Raw genomic sequence first — 18,487 nt, 5'->3', positions numbered from 1 at the left:
TCTAGCCGGAACCGGGTCAACCGCAAGCAGGCCGCTGGTTTCGGGCAATTCCGGATGGAAGCCGCCGCGCGCTCCCTCGCTGGGTTTCAGAACCCGTTCTGGATGCGCTGGAAGATGACGTTGGTGAAGGCCGATATCTGGCCGCCGATGAACGGGCCGGTGAGCGCCACCACCAACATGATGGCGACGATCTTCGGCACGAAGGTCAAGGTGATTTCCTGGATCTGCGTCAGCGCCTGGATGAGGGCGATGCCGATGCCGACCGCCATGGCGACCAGCACCACCGGAGCGGACGCGGTCAGCACCGTCCACACCGCATACTGGACGATGTCGAGTGCGTCGGCCTCGTTCATGTCGGAGGTTGGCCTAGCTTGCCGGCTTGATCGACACGCCTGCGCCGACGGGGACCTGCGTGCCATCCTGCAGCACCGCGATCAGTCCGCTGCTGGCGAGCGTCACCGAAGCCACTGTTCCGGTGGTCTTGCCGTCGGCCGACGTGATCGTTCGGCCGATAATAGCATCGGCCTGCGACAGCGCCGAGGACTGCATGATCTGGTCGAGCTTGGTGTTGGTCTGCACCGACTGCTCGACCTGCGAGAAGGTGGCGAGTTGGGCGACGTATTGCGTCGAATCCATCGGCTTGGTCGGATCCTGGTTCTTCATCTCGGCGATCAGAAGCTTCAGGAAGGACTGGTAGTCGACAGCGGTCTTGGAGGTCGACGTGGTGGTCGAGTTGGCGCCAACCGGTATCGTCGTCGTCATATCCACGGTCATTAGTAGCGTGCTCCCACGGCCAGCGGGCGCGGTGCGCCCGGAACATCGTCATTGCCGCCAAGCGCGCGGCGTTCGAGAGGATAGAGCGAACGGATCGCCTTCAATGCCTCGTATATATGATCCTCGCCGACCATGCGGTCGATCTGCTTCAGTGCGCTGCAGATCTCGGCGTCCTCGAAACTGGCAATGAGCAGCGGCAGCGAGCGGCGGAACATTTCGCGGGCCTCATCGGCGCCAGCCGGATTGATCAGCATGACCTGCACGATGAAGTAGAGCTGCCTGAGCGGCGTCGATGCCTGGTCGGCCTGGATCACATGGCTTTCGAGCAGGAACTGCACGTCGTTCATCAGTTCGATGGTGACCTTGCGGTCGACGCGGATGACGGCGCCGTTGATGTAGATCTTCTCGTTAGGCTTCAGCGATATCTTCAGCGTGTTGGTCATTGAATGCCGTCGCGGATGATCTGGGACACTTCGATCAGCCCTTCGAAATTGTTGGTGCGGCCCTGGCGGATGTCCTCCGCCTCGCGCAGCAGCCACAGGCCGATGGAAATCAGGTTGGCGCGCAATTCCTTGGGAAGCGCATTGTCGCTGGAGCCGAGATCCTCGACGAAGACGGTCCAGACGCGGTTGGTGAAATTAAGCGCCTCCACGGCCTCCATCGAATCCTGGCCGGCCGCGGCGGCCGCCGCCAGCATGTCGATCGAGCGGGTCAGGAGTTCGCGCTCACGGTCCTTGGCGTCCGAGACGGAGGTGCTTTGGACGTCGGCGTAGGAGAATTGGTACATCGTCGGCTCTACCGTTCCGCTGGAAGTTGTCAGGTCAGGTAATTCAACAGGCTGAGCTGTTGCAGGCGCGCTGTCAGAGCGAAGGACGTCTCGATATGCTGCGTCAGGTCCGCGACCTTGGTGGCGGCCGTAGCCGGATCGACGGCTTCGAGATCGAGGATATGGCGTTCGAACAGGTCGATCTGCGTCTTCATGCGGTCGCTGGCATCGGAGACGCGCTTCTGGACGATGCCGGTTTCGGACTGAACCTGGGCGATGCCGCTCAGCGCCTCGCCGACCAGTGTCTGCGAGTGGCTGACGATGCTGTCCTTGGCCGCCTGGCTGATGTTGGTGGACATCAGGCTTGAGACCATTGCGGCGGCCATGGCGAGCTTCTTGATGCCGTCGCTGTTGGCGCTGGTCGACGTCTCGGTGGTTTCGTTGAGCGCGATGCGGCTGACGATCTGCTGGTCGGTGGCGTTCGACATGTTGGTCTGCCAGCCCGTGCCGAGGAACTGCGGCGTGACATAGTTGGTGATGAAATCGTCCATCTGGGCGGTGGTGATGTTGGCCGCGGCCGGGTCGCTGGGCGTGAAGCCGAATTTGGCGACGAAGGAGGCGTCGAAGGCGGCCTTGGCCGGTGAGCCGGCGGCGGTGAAATCGTTGATCGGCTTGACGTCAGTGTTGGTGCCGGCAAACAAATATTCGCCGTTGACGCTGGTGTTGAGGATCGAGGTAAGCTGCTGGATGGTCGTCTGGCCGGTCGATTGGGTCAGGCTGTCGGAGTTGTCGCCCGACGACGCGGTGGTCAGGGCGGACAGGAAGGTCTGCGCCACGCCGGAGAGCTGGCCGAGCGAGGTCTGGGTCGACGCTAACCTTGCGGTGACCAGCCCGTTGGAATCGACAATGACGTTCAGCCGGTCGAGGTCGCGCTGGAAGGTGACGGACTGGGCGGTGCGTCCCCCCAGCGCCAGGCCGACATCGGCGACCTTGCCGGTCGAGGATTCCTTCGTGGCTTTGACGAGGTCGGCCTGCATGCGCATCTGTTGATAGCGCATGGCGTTGGTGAGGGCGGCCGAAGAGACTGAAGTCATGGATTATCCCACCGCGTTCAACAGGGCCGTCATCATGTCGTCGACGGTCTTCATCATCCGGGCCGATGCCTGATAGGTATGTTCGAGGTCGAGCATCAGCGACATTTCCTGGTCGACATTGACGCCGGTCGCGTTGGACAGCGCCTCGGAGCTGCGCTGTGCCAGCGCTTCCTTGGCGTCGGCGGCGGTCGAAGCCTGCTGGCGCATGCCCTGGAGCCAGCCGATCGAATTGGCGGCGTAGTCGGAAACGCTGGACGTTGCCGAAATCCCGGCTGCGGGGTCGAACGTCATCGGCTGGTCGAGCCGGTCGCCATAGGCAACGAGAAGGTTGGAATAGGAAGCGCCGCCGGTGGTGTTGGCGACGTAGGCAGCGCCATTGGCGCCGCCGTCGCGCAACAATGTCGGATTGCCGCCGGCGCTTGGATCCATCGCCGTATTGATGCTGATCGTGCCGGCCAGGCCATTGACCAGCGTGCCTGCGGCCGGCACCGCCGGGGCGCCGGACCAGGTGAACAGACCGGCGGCGTTGGGCATTGAGGGCGCGGTCTCGGCAAAGGCCGTGATGAGGCCGCGCGCGGTCTCGTCGAGCTGGCTCTGCATGGTCGAGGCGACGCCGTCGCGCAACTGCAGCAGGCCGGCAAGCTTGCCGCTGGCGGTGGTGTTGCCGCCGCTTCCCGCCGAGACCGGCACGTTGTCGATATAGACGGTGTTGCCGGCGGCGCCGGCGGCATAGCCGGCCGATGGCGTGAAGCTCACCGTGCGCGGTATCGTCTCGAACAGCGTGGTGCCGTCACCGGTGGTGATGACCATGTCATTGTCGCCGCGCGTGAAGGTCGATATCGGAACGTAGTCCGCGATCTTCTTCAGCAGCGCGTCGCGCTGGTCGAGTGCATCGGAAACATCGGTGCCGGAACGGGTGCCGGAAATGACCGCCTGGTTGGCGTCCTGGAATTGGCCGAGCAGCGAGTTGAGGTCCTTGACCGCCGTGTCGATCTGGCCGTCGGTCTGGGTGCGGAAATCCTGAATGGCCTGGGAGCCTTCATTCAGGGAGCGCACGACCTGCTTGGCGGCGTCGATGACGCTGGAGCCGAGATTCTGGTTGGACGGCGAGGTGGCGTAGAGCTGCAGCGCCTGCTGCAGATTGGCGATTGCCGTCGAGGGCGAGGAGGCGTTGTCGACGCCGTTGACCGAGACGTCCAGCTGATCCATGCCGCTGTAGAGCGCGTTCTGGCCGCTATAGGCCGACAAGGCGCTGAGATTCTGCCGGAACAGCAGGTCGTTGGTGACGCGCTGGATATCAACTGAACGCGCGCCGGGCGCCGTGCTGGTGACGGCGGCGATGCGGCGCGTATAGTCCGGATTGGAAGCGTCTGAGACGTTTCGCGTGACAACGCTGGTCTGCCGCGCCGTACTCATAAGCGCTGATTGGGCGATGCTCAATGCGGAAGATAACGACATGCTGGTCTTTCACGGGCCACGCCCGGTTTATCTCTTCAGGTTGACAAGGACGTCCATCAGGTCGGAACCGGTCTGGAAGACTTTCGAATTGGCGGTGTAGCTGCGCTGCGCCGCGATCATGTCGGTCAATTCCTCGGCGATATCGACGTTGGAATTTTCGAGCGCGCCGGAGATGATCGAACCGGCCTTGCCTTCATTGGCAAAGCCGACACGGACCGCGCCGGATTCGGTGCCTTGCGCGTAGACGTTGCCGGGCAGGGCCTTGAGCTGGTCCGGGCTCTGCACGTCGGCCAGCGGGATCTTGTAGAGCGGCTTGGTGGACCCGTCCTTGTACTGGGCGTAGATGGTGCCATCCTTGCTGATCTGCACCTTGTCAATGGTGCTCGGCGCGTTGCCGTTGACTTGCGCGTCGGTAACGGTGAAGCCGGTGCCGAGCTGGGTCAGTGTCGACAGGTCGAGATTGAGGCTGGCGCCCCCTGGCACGGTAAATGAAACGCTGGTGGGCGTGCCAGTGAGTTTGCCGGTCGTGGTGTCGAAAGTCAGGTTGGCCGTGCCGAGTGAGCCGCCGGCGGCGTAGGGGAACGATGTTCCGGCCGTGGCCTTCGACTGATCGAAGACCGATACCTCCCAGGTGCCGGTGCCGGTGTTGGTGAAATAGACGTCGAGCAGCTTCTTGTTGCCGAGATTGTCGTAGGCGACCATCGAGGATTTCGAGGTGTATTGCGCGCCTGCCGAGTTGGTGGAGGGCAGGTTGGCGGCGACGACCGGTGTCGCACCTGCCGGCAGATTGCCGCTGAAACTACCCGTCGTGCTCGGGGTCGCGGTCAATCCCTGGTCGGAGATGACAACCGGCTCCAGGCCTTCGAAGCCGTTGACCGTCGCCGCCGGCGTGCCATTGGCGTAGCTGTAGGCCATCAGCTGGAAGCCAGCCGCGTTGACCAGCCTGCCCTGTGCATCTGGAACAAAGGCGCCGGCGCGGGTCAGGAAAGGTGTGCCGCTCGGGTCCTGGACGACGAAGAAGCCGTCACCGCTGACGGCGAGGTCGGACACCGAGGTGGTGTATTGCAGTACGCCCGGATCGCTGACCGCCTGCCGGATCGTCGTGGTGACGCCGCCGGAATTGTAGGCGCCACCCGTCGACGGCATGATCAGCGTCGAGAATTCGGCGGAGGACCGCTTGTAACCGGTGGTGTCGGAATTGGCGATGTTATCGGCGGTTGTCGACAGGCGGTTGGCCTGGGCGTTCATGCCGGAAACGCCGGTCCGCATCATTCCGTAGAGGCTCATCGAGATGTCTCCGCAATATCCATGCCACTGGCAGCGAGGCTACGCGTCCTGTCTTGCGCGAGGCTGGCGCGGCGCGGCATTAGAAGACGAGCCGGTAGCCGAGGAAGCGTTTGGAATCGATCGGGTCTGTGCCCAACTTCTCGCGCAATTTCTTGCGCAATTTGCTGATGTGGCTTTCCACCACGTTCTCTTCGACCTCTTCGTCGAAAATGCCGTAGATGGCGTTGAAGACCTGGGTCTTGGTGACGCGGCGGCCGCGGTTGCTCGCCAGATATTCGAGGATGCGGCGCTCGCGGCGCGGCAAGGGCAGTGGCTGGCCGTCGATCTCGGGGTCGCGGCCATCCATGAAGATGCGCATGGCGCCGATCTCGGTGTAGGCGACATCCTCATGGGCGCGACGGCGGATGGCGGTGATGCGGGCCAGGATCTCTCTGATATGGACGGGCTTGCGGATGACGTCATCGACGCCGCTCTCGAACAACCGCAATGTGTTCTCCAGGGAATGCTGCTCGCTGAGCGCAATGACCGGAGCGCCGGTGCGGTCGCGGATCTGGCGCGGAGAGATGGCGCCGTCGCGGCAGTCGCCGATCAGGAAGGCGCGCACTGAACGCAAATCGGTGTCGGCGGCGGAGTTCACCCACTCGCCGAATTCGCCGGGGGCGAAGCCCGCGCAGGCGACGCCCTCGCGATCAAAAAGTGAGTTGTATCCCTCAGTTACGAGCTCTCGCTCGTCAACGATCACGATCATCGGCCCCGCCTTCCGAATCAGCACATCTGCCCCGTGGGGAAAGGCGTAACCGCTGGTGAGAATCCTGAACAACCGTCATTTCTTGTAACTAGTTTCTTGGGAGTCTGGAATCGTACCGGTTGCATTAGCGTGCAGCCAGATATGCTTGGCGTGGGAAGTTCTGGGCAAGTCGAACCGGCAACTCCAAAGCAGCGCGATGAGCGTATTAGAAGCAGAAAATACGCTTACGGGTTGCAGAAGGCGCGGGCGTTGGTTGTCCACTTGCCGAAACCGGTGGCGATCATGTTGGCAATCACCCGGCAGACATAGACCTTCTGCGCCGGGTCGTTGTCGGGACCGGCATGATAGCGGGCGACAGCCATCGACCAGGTCTCGTGGCGGGCATGGAGACTGGCCAGGAAACGCGCCGCGTAGTCGACATTCTGGCGCGGGTCGAGCATGTCCTCGACGCTGCGGAAGTGCGAAGAATGATAGTGATGGTTGATCTGCATGCAGCCGAGATCGATCAGCGTCTTGCCCTCGCGCTGCGCATTGGCGAAGGTGGCAAGCGCCTCGGCGCGGCTTTTTGGGAAGACGGCTTTTCCTTCTATATTCAATGCGTTGGGCTGAAGGCTGCCTTTGTTGCCAGTCTCTGTCAGGCCGACGGCATAAAGGATGCCGGCGGGCACGCCATAGCGGTCGGCGGCGCGCAGGATCTCGGGCTCGCAGGGATTGGTGGCGGCAGCCGCGGTGTTGGCGAGGCTAGATAAACATATCGCCGCCAGCGCGCTCGCGAGAAGGCGAAGCGGCGCGGCCGAGTGCTTGCGCGTCATCATGGTTGCCCCTTGCGGACTGCTGGCCTGGTTGCTGACCGCCGGCTCCGCTGTTGCCGCCGCTGGAGTTTCCGGGCTGAAAGGCAGACTGGTCGCGGCCAGGTGCGGTGGAGAGAGTGGCGGTTGCATCCGTCCGGGTTGTAGCCGGAACGGCCACTGACGGTTGCATGATGGTAACCTTATCAACCTCGAAGCCCAGCCCGCGCAGCGACTTGACGATTGCTTCGCTGTCGCTGGAAAGCCGGCGGTAGGCATCGTGTGTTTCGGGCTTAAGTTCAATCGAGAGTTGTTCTCCGGAGAGGCGAAGATGGGCCGTGACCATGCCCAGTTCGGCCGGGTGAAGTTCGATCTTCAACACATGTGTCGGAACGGCAACAGGGCCGGCCAGCTGGCTGGTCGCGGAGGCGGTCGAAAACGCCTGCTGAGGGCTAACATCGGCCGCTACGGCATTGATTACGTTGAGTGCTGCCTGGCTGATCGGTGCCTGCGGCGGGGCAGGGAAGCTGCGCTCGGAAACCACGTCGACGCGCGCCTGCGCCGAGGGCGGTTTTCCTGGCTCCGACCGCAACGAGGACTGGACGTCGGCGATGGAGTTCAGCTGCGGCGCCGCCTGCTTCGGTTCAACGCCCGGCACCTCGGCGGCCGACGTCTCGGGCAGCGGGCTGGCGGCGATAGCATTGTCACGCCGCGGCGTGCCTGCGCCGGCGTCGCGGACGGACTCGAGCTTCGTCAGCGGCCCGTCGACGAGCGAGACCCGCTCGGGCTTCGACATCGGTTCGAGGTCGTCCTGCCCGGCGGCGGATGTCGCCCGATAGGCCTTCGGCAGGACCTGCCCGCCGAGCACCGGTTCCTGTCCGGCTTCGCCTGCATCGGCTGATTTGGCCGATGTCGAGAAATGACGCAAATCATGAAACGCCATCAGCAAAGGCAGATGGTCGTCGAGCGGCGTTGCGCCGGTTGCCGGCGTTTCGGTATCGATGTCCTCGTCCGCCCCAACGTCCTTGCCGTCCTTCGTGGACTTCGCAGCCGTCAATCCGGTCGGTGTGGTCCTCGTCTTGCCGGCCGGCAGCGGTTCGTCCTCGCCTGCCTGTGCCGCAAGACCGGCGGCTAGCTTGCTCCAGCGCGGATCGCGCCCACCGGCCTCGGTGGTCGGCTGCTTTTCCGCCTGGCTCGCGCCGCCATGCACCATCTTGCCGAAACCGGAATCATCCTTCTTGCCGGGCGTGGCCGGCTGCTCCGCCGTACGCGCGGCGGTAAATCCTGGCAGGGCCGGGCCGAGGCTGGGGGTCATTTCGGGGCGGCTCCAAGCATCTGGTCGATCAGGTCGAGCTGTCGACGGGTTTTCATCATGGCGGCGTCGGTCGGATCGGTCGTGTTGGGACCCGCAGAGGTCGCCGGCGCCGATGCCGGCAGGACCGTCGCCGAATCGGCTGTAGGCGCCGGCGCGTTCGGCGCAGCGGCCGCTGTCCCGCCGGACGGCGCGACGGCAGGCTGTTCGGCGACGGCGCCCTCGACGGGCGGCAATCCGGCCTCGTCGGCCGCCTGTGCGGCGGCGACCTCGGGTTTGGGCTGTGGTGCAGTGTCCGCAGACGCCGGACTTGCGGCTGGAAGGGAAGCCGGCGGCGCCACCACCTCGCCGGCGATCGCCTGGGCGGCATCGAGCAGGGCACGGTCACCGTCCGACAGTTTGCTGCGGTCGATCTTGCCGAGCTTGGTGCGCACGTCCTCGATCGTACCGGAAGTCACCGTGGACAGGCTGGAGTAAAGCTCGGCGCGCGGATCGCCCTGGTTGGTGTTGCCATCGCGGCCGTGCTCGGCCCGAGCCGAGGCGAAGGCCGACAAGTCGCTGAGACCGTCGATCGCGGCGCGGCGGGCGATGCGCAGATAGATCACCTTCTCGCGCTCGGGATCCATCATCGCGGTGATATCGGCCAGCTTGTCCTGGCTGATCGACATGTGCAGCGTGATGACGCCGGAGACGAAGGAATCGGCGAACTGGCTGGCATAGGGCGAATAGAGGTAGCGCTCGACATACTGGGTGGAGGCAAGCGCGAACCGTGCCGCGTCGCCTTGCGCCACGGCGATGCCGACCGAGCGCCGCAGGGCGGCTTCCTCGACCAATGTGCCAGGACTGAGCAGCTTGGCCTCGTCGAGCAGCGTCAGCGCCGCCGCCGGCTGATCACCGGCAAGCAGCGACCCTTTGACCAGGGCAAGGAACGCGCCGAGATCGGCGGGCAGTGTCATCGGATCGATCGGCCTCAGGGCTTCGATCGCTTCGCCGGGCCGGCCGTTCAGATAGTCGATCACACTCTTGGCGATGGCAAGGCTGCCCGGATCCGTGGTGGCGCGCGACACCGCCGCTTCGACGGTCACCGGATTGCCGCCGCTCATGCCGTAGACCAGCAGCGCGCGAAAATTCTTGGGGTCCTTGAAGTCCTCCGCATCCGCTTCGCGTAGGCGCGTATCGGTCATCTCAAGCAGCTTGGCCTGCATCGGCATCGCGGCGTGATCGCCGGCGGCGATGCGGTCCTGGACGAGCTGCAGCGAGCGCACCAGCTGGTAAGGCTGCAGCGTGTCCTGGGCGAAGCCGGCCGACGGATATCCGGCGGCCAGCAGCAACAGGCCCATTAGCCGGCTGGTGACGGCCGCCCGCATCATCCGCCGCTCGTCATCAGGATCTCGATGCGGCGGTTGGCCGCCGACATGGGGTCGGCCGGATCCTTCGGCTGGCGGTCGGCGAAGCCGGCGACCTCGGTGATGCGGCGTTCGTCGACGCCGCCGCGCACGAGCATGTAGTAGGCGGAATGCGCGCGCGCCGTCGACAGCCGCCAATTGTCGTAGCTGGCGCTGCGGAACGGGCGCGCATCGGTGTGGCCGTTGATGCTGATGGTGCCTTTCTGGCTGTTGACGATGCGGCCGATCTTTTCCATCGCCAGCACCAGTTCGCGGCTCGGCACCGCCGACCCGACTTCGAACATGCCGAAGTCGAGCTGATCGGTAATCGAAATGACGACACCCTTGTCGGTGGCTTCGACCGAGACGCCGTCGTGCAGCTTGTCGCCGGGCTTGAAGGCATCGGCCAGCTGCCGCTTGACGTCGGCCGCCGCCTTCACGGCTGCGGCGGTCGGCGGCTTCTCCGCGGCTTCAGGCGGGGTCGTCTCTTGCGCAGCTGCGGCGGCATCCGCCTTGGCGGCAGCCGCGGCCTTGCCGTCTCCAGCCTTGGCCTCATTGGCCTTGGCATCGCTGGCTTTGGTTTCGCCGGCCTTGGCCATCGTCGCGGCGGCGGTCTTGGCATCCTTCGCCAGAGGCTCGAGCGGTGCGTCGGTGACTGGCGGTGCCGGCGGCACGGCCTTGACCTTGGCGACCTGCGTCTCCGCAGCCTTGTCACCTGATTTGAGCGGGTCGCCCTCGATCTTGGGGCGCTGGGCACTCGCCTCGGCGGCGGGTGCCGCGATCTGCTGCGACCAGAAATCCGGCTCGAAGGGATCGCGGTAGGACGCGCCGCCGGAGGCGCCCGTCGCCGGACCGGCGTTCTGCGTGCCGCCATCGCCCTTCTGGCTGACATTCTGCATGACGCCGGTGTCGGTGGCGATTTCGGAGAGCACGGCATAAGGGTCGGCGAACAGATGCTCATCCGACTGCTCAGCCTTGTTCGGCTCCTGCTTGTCCTGCTTGCGGTTGGATGAACCAGCCGCGCCGATGCCGTCCTGTCCGGACTTTTTTGTCGCCTCCTGCGGGTCGTCGGCCGTCATCCCGGTCGCGCGCGGCCCATTGCCGAGATCCTCCAGGCCCTTGCGGCTCGACTCACGGTCGACGAGCTTGACCGGGTTGAAGTAGCTGGCGACGGCCGCCTTGGTCTGTTCGTTGGCCGCGTTGATCAGCCACATGACCAGGAAGAAGCACATCATAGCGGTCATGAAGTCGGCGAAGGCGATCTTCCAGACGCCGCCATGATGGGCTTCGTCATGGTCGTCATGAGCCCGCCGCACGATGATGATCTCGTGCCTGCCGTGATCGGCCTCGGCGACACTCATGACAGGACCTCGGAAAGAGTTGCCGACCATTCGGCGATCCGTGTCTCGAACACGGCCTCGTCAATGGTTACCGTCAGATCGAAGCCGGGCGCCTCGATGAAGTCGAGATTTGCAATGCGTGGTCCAAGCGATGTCTTCAGCGTTTCGAACAGCGACAGCGGCCCACGGATGGCGATGCGCACCGCTTCACCATCGCCGACGGCCTCGCGAATTGCGCCGGCGAGCGCCTCGAGCGAGCGCTTCTGCAGATCGTCGCTGACAACGCCGCCGATGATGCGGGCGACCGTGGCGGCGACGAGGTCCGTCACGCGCGTCTCCATGGCGTCGATGCGCAGCGAGACCGCCTTGCCGATATCGCCGCCGAAGCTTTCGAGAAAGCTCCTTGCTTCCTCGGCATTCGCCTGACGCTCCGCTTCCAGCGCCGCGTCGTGGGCGGCGACAAGCCGTTCCGCCAGCGTTGCCTCCGCCTGGGCAACCGCCTCGGCGATCAGAGTGCCGATATCGGCCGGCGGTGCGGATGCTTCCGTTCTGTGCTCGGACGCGGCCTGCGGCTGGCTGACGCGTGGCGCGCGCGTACCGAAATCAGGGAGAAGATCGAAAAGGGCTGCGGAGGCCATGGTTTACGCCGCGACTTCCTGGGCCGCCCATTTGCGCAGGATCTGCGCGGTGCGCTCCTCATTGAGGTCGACCATGCGGGCGAGCCGCTCCTGTGGCGCTGGCCTGATCTTCTGGCGAAGATCATCGAGCGGCGTGATGCCGGGCCGCGAGCCGGGCAAGGCGCCGATGGCGGCACCCGCATCGGTGGAAGCGGCTGCCTCCGGTGTCGGCAGCGAACGCTGGACTTCATCGAAATTGGGGCCCGACAAAGCGGGCGTCGCTCTTGCCGTCAGCGCCGCCGCCATCGGCCGCAGGCCGAAGAAGGCCACCAGGAACACCACGACGATGAAAGCGCCGGCGTTGATCAGCGTGCCGGCGTGCTGGCCGATGGAATCCAGCATCCCAGCCTGCGGGATCGCCTCGCCGTCCAGCCCGTCGATGAATTCGACGGCCGAGACGTCGATGACGTCGCCGCGCTTGTCGTCGAGGCCGGTGGCGGAACTTACCATCTTCTGGATCTCGGCGACGCGCTTGGCGATCTGCTCCGGGGTTGCGTCCTTGCCCAGGATCGTCTTCAGCCGGTCCTGATTGACGACGACGGCGATCGACATCTTGGTGACGGTGTAGCCGTTGGAGACCGTGGCGATCTTCTTGGAGTTGATCTCGTAATTGGTGATCTCTTCCTTGCGGTCGTTCGCAGAAGTGGTCTGCGGACCCTCGGTGCTGGTCGCCTGGGTCTCCGGCAGGTTCTGTTCGACGCTTGCCGGGGTCGAAGCCTGCTTCTGGTTGCTGTTTTCATTGGCACGCACCGACTGCACCGAGCGCTCGACACGTGAATTCGGATCGAAAATGGTTTCTTCAGTCTGGCGGGTGTCGGTGTTGACCTCGGCCTTCACGCTGGCGCGGAAATTGTCGGGCCCGAGATAGGGGGTGAGCGCGCGGCGGATGTTGTCGCCGATCTGCGCCTCCACGGTCTGCTCGACACCGAGCGTGCGGGCCGCGCTGGTGTTGGAGGGATCATCGCCCGCGGCCAAGAGGTTGCCGTTGGAATCGAGCACCGTCACCTTGTCGGCCGACAGGCCGGGCACGGCGGCGGCAACGAGATGGCGGATCGACTGGGCGCTCTTCTCGGCGTCGATGCCGGCATAGCGGATGACCACCGATGCCGAGGGCTGCTGTTCGTCGCGGCGGAAATTGGCGCGCTCGGACATGACGATGTGGACGCGCGCCGCCTTGATGCCAGATATGGACTGGATGGTGCGGGCGATCTCGCCTTCCAGCGCACGCACGCGGGTGATCTGCTGCATGAACGAGGTCAGGCCCATCGCGCCGACATTGTCGAACAGCTCGTAGCCGGCATTGGCGCTGGTCGGCAGACCCTTTTCGGCAAGCAGCATGCGCGCTTGCGCCGTGGTGCCGGCCGGCACCAGCACGGAGGTTCCGTCGGCGCCGACGTCGAAGCCGATGCCGGCCTCGCCCAGCACCAGGCCGATCTGGTTCACGTCGGAACGGTCGAGGCCGACATAGAGCGTGTCGTAGGCCGGGCGGTTGAGGTAGACCGAGGCGATGCCGATGACGCCCATCACCAGAACGGCGATGCCCGCCAGCATGGCGAGGCGCTTCACACCAAAACCGCGGAGATTCGAGATGATGCTCTGGATCTGTTCCGGCACGATAGAGCGACTCCCAGCATGATTGTCCGCCGGAACATTAGCCCTCGAAGCTTGTGCGAAAATGAAATCGGGCCGCGCTTGCGGCGCGGCCCGTGAATTGAAAGGAGGGGTATCTGTCCGCTACGGCTGGATTAGCCGTTCTTGAACAGCGACAGGATCGACTGCGAGGAGCTGTTGGCGATCGACAGCGACTGGATGCCGAGCTGCTGCTGCACCTGCAGGGCCTGCAGGCGGGTCGATTCCTTGTTCATGTCGGCATCGACGAGCTGGCCGACGCCGCGGTCGATGGAGTCCATCAGGCTCTGCGTGAAGGTCTTCTGCAGGTCGATGGAGCTCTTGGCGGCGCCGAGGATGGTGGCCTGGTCGGTCAGCTGGCTCATGACCTTGTCGATCTTGCCGATCATCTGGGTGATGATGTCGTCGGTCACGCCCGCTGCCGTGATGTCGAGATTGAAGGCGGAAACGTTGTCGATCCTGGGGACCACCGCGCCCGCGGCCGTCTGGCCAGCGGTGTTGGCGGCGATGTCCGTGCCACCACCGGCGATCGAGGTCGCATAGGCATTGTCGTAAAGGGTCTGGGCGGCCGCTGTCGCGTATACGGACGTCTGGCGGTCGAGTGTGCCCTGGTTTTTGACGGCGGTCGCGAGACCGTTGTCGAACAGTTTCGTGCTCTCGACGTCGATGTCGATCGTTCCGAGCGAGATGGCGCCCGAGGAGGAGCGGTTGAAGGACGAGACGATCTTGGCGTCGGCTTGAACGCCGTCATTGGGGGCCGCGACTTGCGTCGACGTCACCGAAAGATAGTTCGAGCCCGAGAAGGTGGCGGCATCGGCAAAGGACTTCATCTGCGCCTGAAGCGTGGTGATTTCCGTCTGCGTCTTTGCCTTGGCCGCGGCCGTCTGGCCAATGGTGGAGAGCAGCTTGGTCTTGAGCTGGCCGATCGACGTCAGAACATTGTTCATGCCGGTATAGGCGGTGTCGACCTTCGAGGCGCCGAGGCCGAGCGCGTCCTGCACCGTCGACAAGGCTGCGTTGTCGGAGCGCATCGTCGTGGCGATCGACCAGTAGGCGGCGTTGTCGGAGGCCTGGGAGACCCTGTAGCCCGTCGAGATGCGGGCCTGTGTCTGCTCAAGCGATTTGTTGGTGGCGTTGAGGCTTTGAAGTGCAGTCAACGCCGCAGCGTTTGTCATGATGCTCGCCAAGAAACTCGCTCCTTTTTCCGGGCCGGTCTTTCTCAAAAACCGGCATTGCCCTCGCGAGCCAGTCGCCCGCCCATCGATTGCCGTCGTCCCGACCGGGCCGTTTCGCCAATCCGTTGTAAGCTATGGTTAACCATGACTAGCTCGTTATGGTTAACGGCCTGTTAAAGGCTCGCTTTCGAGGGTTAAGAAACGAGGGTTGCGCGGGGCTGGAGCAAACGCAAAACGGGCCGCGCTTTTGGCGCGGCCCGTTTGTCTGATGTAGCCGTTTGAGAGCGATCAGCCGCGGAAGAGCGACAGGATCGACTGCGACGAGCCGTTGGCGATCGACAGCGCCTGGACGCCGAGCTGCTGCTGGACCTGCAGCGCCTGGAGGCGGGTCGATTCCTTGTTCATGTCGGCGTCGACGAGCTGGCCAACGCCGCGGTCGATGGAGTCCATCAGGCTCTGCGTGAAGGTCTTCTGCAGGTCGATGGAGCTCTTGGCGGCGCCGAGCTTGGTGGCGGCGGTCGTCATATCCTTGAGCGCGGCGTCGACGACGTTCATCATCTGCGAGATCTGAGCGTCGCTGGCGGCCGTGGTGCCCGAGAAGATCGACAGGCTGGCGACCGAATACGTGTCGCCGGCCGCGGGAGCAGCACCCAGGGTCGGGACCTGTGCCGTGGCGGTCGTAGCGCCGGTGGTGCCGAGGCGAGCCGCATCAAGGATGCCCTTGGCGGTCGGCGCGGCGCCGGAGTCATAGAGCTTGATGCTCTCCACGTTGACGTCGATCGTCGAGAGCGAAACGGCGCCGGTGGAGCTGCGGTTGAAGGCCGAAACGACCTTGACGTCGGCGGCCGTGCCAGAAGCGGTGGACACCGACAGCATGTTGGTGCCGGAGAAGGTGGCGGAGTCGGCGTAACCCTTCAGCTGTGCCTGAAGGGCGGCGATTTCGACCTGGGTCTTTTCCTTGGCGGCGTCGGTCTGACCATAGGAGCCGGTCAGCTTCTGCTGGATCGCGTTGATGGTGGTGATCGCGCTGTTCATGCCGGTGTAGGCGGTGTCGACCTTCGAAGCGCCGAGGCCGAGCGAGTCCGAAACGGTGGACATGGCCTGATTGTCGGAGCGCATGGTGGTGGCGATCGACCAATAGGCGGCGTTGTCCGAAGCCTGGGAGACGCGATAGCCCGTCGAGATGCGGGCCTGGGTGGTCGAGAGGTTGTTCTGGGTGGCGTTAAGGCTCTGCAGGGCCGTCAATGCGGCGCTGTTGGTCATGATACTGGCCATGGCTACTCGTACCTTGCTTTTACAGGTGTTTTTTTGACATACCGGTTTGTCCGGTATGACGGAGCGGCATCATGCCAATGACCGTTGCGTTTGGGTCACCCGCCATCTGCGAGCGACTATGGCGGCGAGTTCCTACCAAAGACCTAAACTGGACGGTTAAGCAAAAATAATTGGAGAAAAAATCGACGCCTCGCGCACTGCGCGATCCTTGCGGGCAATCGTCGCTTCGGGCCGAGACGGCGAGGTCAGTTGAAGGATCGCACCAGGCTGCCGACGAGCAGGTTCCAGCCGTCGATCAGGACAAAGAAAAGGATCTTGAACGGCAGCGACACCACCGTGGGCGGCAGCATCATCATGCCCATCGCCATGGTGATGGTGGCGACGATCAGGTCTATGACCAGGAAGGGCAGCACGATCAGGAAGCCGATCTCGAAGCCGCGGCGGATCTCGGAGATCATGAAGGCGGGAACCAGGATGCGCAGGTCGACCGTCTCTTTGGCAACGACCTGGCCGCGCTCGCGGGCGAGATCGGCGAAAAGGTCGAAGTCCTTGTCGCGCACATTGTGCAGCATGAAGGTGCGGAACGGGTCCGAAATCTTCTCGAACGCCTCGGTCTGGCTGATCTGGTTGTCCATCAGCGGCTTGACGCCGGTGTTCCAGGCCTGATCGAAGGTCGGAGCCATGACATAGAAGGTCATGAACAGCGACAGCGAAATCAGGATGAGGTTTGCCGGCGTCGACTGCAGGCCGATGCCGGCGCGCAGGATCGAGAAGGCGATGACGAAACGGGTGAAGCTCGTCACCATGATCAGCAGCCCGGGCGCCACCGACAGCACGGTCAGCAGGCCGAACATCTGGATGATGTAGCCGACGGTGGTGCCGTCGGCCTTGCCGATGCCGCCCAGGTCCAGCTGCTGCGCCGCCGCGACGGAGGTGGCGGCGCCGATCAGCGCCGCGGCGAGAAGGAACTTCTTCATTCGAGCAGCAATGTCCTGATGAGAACTTGTTTGGCGTGCCCCTGGCTGCGGATCGAGGCGCGTTCCTCGATATCGGCTTTCAGGTGCTGATAACCGCTGGCGCCCTCGACCTGATGCATCTTCAGCGTGCGCACGAAGGCCAGAAGGTCCTGATGGATGTCCTCCGTCATCGCCGGTGGCTGCGGCGCGTCATAGACCACGGATACTTCCATCCTGATCCAGGTGTCGGCGGGGGATGCGATGTTGGTGGTGATCGGCGCCAGCGCGACAAGCGTCGGCCCCATGCCAGGCTGTTGCGCGGCAGCGGGTTCGGTGACCTTGCCCTCATTTTCAGGCGCAGCCGGCACCGATGACGGTGCGCCGACGCCCTTGAGATAGCCGCCGGACATCCAGCCCATGCCGATGGCGGCGGCCGTCACCACCAGCAGCGCGGCGCCTTGCACGACAAGGGAAGGACCCTTGCGAGGCTGAAGCTGTTCGACATTGGCCACGGCGCTCTGTTCCCCAATCCCTAGAACGGAAGAACCTGGTCGAGAACCTGCTGGCCGTAGGCCGGCTGCTGGATCTCGGTGATGCGGCCGCGTCCGCCGTAGGAAATGCGTGCCTCGGCGATGCGTTCGTAGGGGATCGTGTTCTCGGCGCCGATATCGGCCGGCCGCACGATGCCGGCGATGGTCAGCACCCTGAGCTCGGCGTTGACGCGCACTTCCTGCGACCCTGTGATCATCAGATTGCCGTTCGGCAAGACATCGGCGACTATCGCCGCGACATTGAGCTCAAGCGTTTCCGATCGCTTGATCTCGCCATCGGCCGTTGTATCCGTGGCGGAGTTGAGCGCTCCAGCACCCTTGCCGGCGGTGCTCCACTTGTCCCATTGCGCGCTGAGGTCGAAGCCGAGCTTGCGGTTGGCGGTGCGGCTTCTGTCATTCTGGTTCTTGAAATTGGCGCGGTCGTTGATCTTGATCTTGACGGTCAGGATGTCGCCCTGCGAGAGCGCCCGGGGATCGGTGAAGAGGCGGCTCTGGCGATCGTCCCACAGCGAGAATTTCTTCACCGGTGCCCGAGGTGGCTCGGGGTATTTGTAGAGGGCCGATGTGTTGCCGCCGTCGATGCCGGAACCGACCGGAGACATCGCCGGATCCTTGCCGACCTCCCTGAGGTTGGTGCCGCAGCCGGACAGCGCCGCGACCGCGCACAGGATGAGCATTCTGCGGATCATGACGGATCTACCCTTCGGGCTGCGCTGGCCATGATGCCGGTGAGCGTCGCCGCCGCCTTCTGGTCCATTTCGTTGAGAATGACACTGGCCTTGCGTGAATCGAGCTTCATCAAGATGGCCGCGGCCAGGTCGGCATTGACGATTGCCAGGCGTTCGGCCGCGGCGTCCGGCTTCATGCCGGCATAGATCTTGACGACGCCGTCCTCGGCCCGGGCCAGAAACACCTCGCGCCGCTTCAGCCAGGTCTCGTATTCGGCCTTTTTCGCGTCCAGCGCTTTCATGCGCTCGTCGATGCCGGCCTGCAGCTGCTTCAACTCCTCGGCCTGCAAGGCATAGCGGCGATCGCGGGCGGCGTCGGCGATGTTGGAGCAGAAGCGCTCGATCTCGCTCTGGTCCGGCGCCTTTTCCCGGGTCAACTGTTGCGGTGCCACCGCGGGCTGCGCTCCGGGCAGAACCTGGCGAACGACATCCTCGCCATGTGCGTTGCCGGAAACGGCCATGGCCGCGAGAGCCGCGGCCGCCAACAGGATTGCGCGGGGAGGGCGTCTTTCATGGGATGAGGGGGAAGAGATCATCGGCATCG

20 protein-coding genes are annotated in these 18,487 nt (G+C 64.2%); all 20 read right to left on the bottom strand.

What is annotated here, in order from left to right:
* Positions 1-86: 86 nt before the first annotated feature.
* The 20 genes from fliQ to CKW40_RS07565 all read right to left on the bottom strand — a co-directional run bounded on the left by fliQ (position 87) and on the right by CKW40_RS07565 (position 18,485).
* Positions 87-353: a flagellar biosynthesis protein FliQ gene (fliQ, locus tag CKW40_RS07660; protein ID WP_010911298.1), complete on the bottom strand. Its 267-nt coding sequence runs from the start codon at positions 351-353 to the stop codon at positions 87-89.
* Positions 354-366: 13 nt separating this feature from the next.
* Positions 367-774 (bottom strand): flagellar hook assembly protein FlgD, encoded by a 408-nt coding sequence (gene flgD, locus CKW40_RS07655; RefSeq protein WP_095199348.1) that lies wholly within the window; start codon positions 772-774, stop codon positions 367-369.
* Positions 774-1,217, bottom strand: a complete 444-nt coding sequence (gene flbT, locus CKW40_RS07650; protein ID WP_095199347.1) for a flagellar biosynthesis repressor FlbT — start codon at positions 1,215-1,217, stop codon at positions 774-776. Before flbT ends, flgD begins: the two co-directional genes overlap by 1 nt.
* Entirely contained in the window at positions 1,214-1,561 is a 348-nt protein-coding gene (gene flaF / locus CKW40_RS07645) for a flagellar biosynthesis regulator FlaF (RefSeq protein ID WP_095199346.1), read from the bottom strand. Before flaF ends, flbT begins: the two co-directional genes overlap by 4 nt.
* Positions 1,562-1,590: 29 nt before the next feature.
* On the bottom strand, positions 1,591-2,634 hold the full coding sequence (locus CKW40_RS07640) for a flagellar hook-associated family protein (protein WP_095199345.1): 1,044 nt from the start codon (positions 2,632-2,634) through the stop codon (positions 1,591-1,593).
* A 3-nt stretch (positions 2,635-2,637) separates the two neighbouring features.
* Positions 2,638-4,092 carry a flagellar hook-associated protein FlgK gene (flgK, locus tag CKW40_RS07635; protein ID WP_095199344.1) on the bottom strand — a complete coding sequence of 485 codons (1,455 nt, stop codon included), beginning with the start codon at positions 4,090-4,092 and terminating at the stop codon, positions 2,638-2,640.
* Positions 4,093-4,119: 27 nt separating this feature from the next.
* Complete coding sequence (locus tag CKW40_RS07630) at positions 4,120-5,379, bottom strand: flagellar hook protein FlgE (RefSeq protein ID WP_095199343.1); 1,260 nt, start codon at positions 5,377-5,379, stop codon at positions 4,120-4,122.
* A 79-nt stretch (positions 5,380-5,458) separates the two neighbouring features.
* Entirely contained in the window at positions 5,459-6,127 is a 669-nt protein-coding gene (locus CKW40_RS07625; protein ID WP_010911291.1) for a response regulator transcription factor, read from the bottom strand.
* A 224-nt stretch (positions 6,128-6,351) separates the two neighbouring features.
* Complete coding sequence (locus CKW40_RS07620; RefSeq protein ID WP_179297873.1) at positions 6,352-6,939, bottom strand: transglycosylase SLT domain-containing protein; 588 nt, start codon at positions 6,937-6,939, stop codon at positions 6,352-6,354.
* A complete protein-coding gene (gene fliK / locus CKW40_RS07615; RefSeq protein WP_095199342.1) occupies positions 6,869-8,230 on the bottom strand; it encodes a flagellar hook-length control protein FliK in 1,362 nt (453 codons plus the stop codon). The genes CKW40_RS07620 and fliK overlap by 71 nt, the downstream gene beginning before the upstream one ends.
* Positions 8,227-9,597 (bottom strand): MotC family chemotaxis protein, encoded by a 1,371-nt coding sequence (locus CKW40_RS07610; RefSeq protein WP_095199341.1) that lies wholly within the window; start codon positions 9,595-9,597, stop codon positions 8,227-8,229. Before CKW40_RS07610 ends, fliK begins: the two co-directional genes overlap by 4 nt.
* Positions 9,594-10,973 (bottom strand): MotB family protein, encoded by a 1,380-nt coding sequence (locus CKW40_RS07605; RefSeq protein ID WP_095199340.1) that lies wholly within the window; start codon positions 10,971-10,973, stop codon positions 9,594-9,596. The genes CKW40_RS07610 and CKW40_RS07605 overlap by 4 nt, the downstream gene beginning before the upstream one ends.
* Positions 10,970-11,590, bottom strand: coding sequence for a hypothetical protein (locus tag CKW40_RS07600; RefSeq protein ID WP_095199339.1), 621 nt, complete (start codon positions 11,588-11,590; stop codon positions 10,970-10,972). Before CKW40_RS07600 ends, CKW40_RS07605 begins: the two co-directional genes overlap by 4 nt.
* A gap of 3 nt (positions 11,591-11,593) precedes the next feature.
* Positions 11,594-13,243, bottom strand: a complete 1,650-nt coding sequence (gene fliF / locus CKW40_RS07595) for a flagellar basal-body MS-ring/collar protein FliF (protein WP_095199338.1) — start codon at positions 13,241-13,243, stop codon at positions 11,594-11,596.
* Positions 13,244-13,374: 131 nt separating this feature from the next.
* Complete coding sequence (locus tag CKW40_RS07590; protein WP_095199337.1) at positions 13,375-14,445, bottom strand: flagellin N-terminal helical domain-containing protein; 1,071 nt, start codon at positions 14,443-14,445, stop codon at positions 13,375-13,377.
* Between the two features lie 276 nt (positions 14,446-14,721).
* Positions 14,722-15,708 carry a flagellin N-terminal helical domain-containing protein gene (locus tag CKW40_RS07585; protein ID WP_095199336.1) on the bottom strand — a complete coding sequence of 329 codons (987 nt, stop codon included), beginning with the start codon at positions 15,706-15,708 and terminating at the stop codon, positions 14,722-14,724.
* 245 nt (positions 15,709-15,953) lie between these two features.
* Positions 15,954-16,685 (bottom strand): flagellar type III secretion system pore protein FliP, encoded by a 732-nt coding sequence (gene fliP, locus CKW40_RS07580; RefSeq protein WP_095199335.1) that lies wholly within the window; start codon positions 16,683-16,685, stop codon positions 15,954-15,956.
* Entirely contained in the window at positions 16,682-17,176 is a 495-nt protein-coding gene (locus tag CKW40_RS07575) for a flagellar basal body-associated FliL family protein (protein WP_095199334.1), read from the bottom strand. Before CKW40_RS07575 ends, fliP begins: the two co-directional genes overlap by 4 nt.
* Positions 17,177-17,196: 20 nt before the next feature.
* Positions 17,197-17,904, bottom strand: a complete 708-nt coding sequence (gene flgH / locus CKW40_RS07570; protein WP_095199333.1) for a flagellar basal body L-ring protein FlgH — start codon at positions 17,902-17,904, stop codon at positions 17,197-17,199.
* Positions 17,901-18,485, bottom strand: a complete 585-nt coding sequence (locus CKW40_RS07565) for a MotE family protein (RefSeq protein ID WP_179297871.1) — start codon at positions 18,483-18,485, stop codon at positions 17,901-17,903. The genes flgH and CKW40_RS07565 overlap by 4 nt, the downstream gene beginning before the upstream one ends.
* Between the last annotated feature and the right edge of the window lie 2 nt (positions 18,486-18,487).

Source organism: Mesorhizobium carmichaelinearum (genome assembly GCF_900199455.1).
GTDB lineage: Bacteria > Pseudomonadota > Alphaproteobacteria > Rhizobiales > Rhizobiaceae > Mesorhizobium > Mesorhizobium carmichaelinearum.
The sequence above is the reverse complement of the archived record's forward strand: the minus strand, read 5'-3'. Positions and strand labels throughout refer to the sequence as shown.